This is a genomic window from Bacteroides sp. Phil13, assembly GCF_001940965.1.
GTDB lineage: Bacteria > Bacteroidota > Bacteroidia > Bacteroidales > Bacteroidaceae > Bacteroides > Bacteroides intestinalis.
The window spans coordinates 458852-459608 of sequence record NZ_MSHA01000103.1 but is presented as its reverse complement, the minus strand read 5'-3'; the positions used below and the strand labels follow the sequence as shown (position 1 = coordinate 459608).

Below are 757 nucleotides of genomic sequence, written 5' to 3'. Positions count from 1 at the left end.
GAACTGAGCGTCTGAGTGCATACGGCCCATGGTGTCGGTCATACCATAAGAAGCCGGACCGGCTGCCATGTTATCCGGGTGGAGGGTACGACCTGTACCACCACCGGAAGCTACTGAGAAATAAGGCTTACCAGCAAGCATACGCTCTTTCTTGTAAGTACCTGCAACCGGGTGTTGGAAACGAGTCGGGTTAGTAGAGTTACCAGTGATAGAAACGTCTACACCTTCTTTCCACATAACAGCTACACCTTCACGAACGTCGTCGCAACCATAGCATTTTACTTTGGCACGCTCACCGTCAGAGTAAGCGATTTCGCGAACAACTTTCAGTTCAGAAGTATAGTAGTCGAATTCAGTCTGTACATAAGTAAAGCCATTGATACGAGAGATGATCTGTGCAGCATCCTTACCCAAACCGTTCAGGATACAACGCAGAGGTTCTTTACGTACTTTGTCAGCTTTAGCAGCAATTTTGATAGCACCTTCTGCAGCAGCAAATGACTCGTGACCTGCCAGGAAAGCAAAACACTTAGTCTCTTCGCGCAGCAACATAGCTGCCAGGTTACCATGACCGATACCAACCTTGCGGTCGTCGGCTACAGAACCCGGGATACAGAAAGCTTGCAGACCGATACCGATAGCTTCGGCAGCGTCAGCAGCATTCTTGCAACCTTTCTTCAATGCAATAGCTGCACCTACTACGTAAGCCCATTTTGCATTTTCAAAACAGATCGGCTGAGTTTCTTCACACGTTTTA

Annotated in this window: 1 protein-coding gene; it reads right to left on the bottom strand. The window is 48.1% G+C overall.

Features of this window, described 5'->3' with window-relative positions:
- The coding region (locus BWI44_RS21895; RefSeq protein ID WP_286816435.1) for a GGGtGRT protein at positions 1 to 757 on the bottom strand (757 nt) is incomplete at both ends.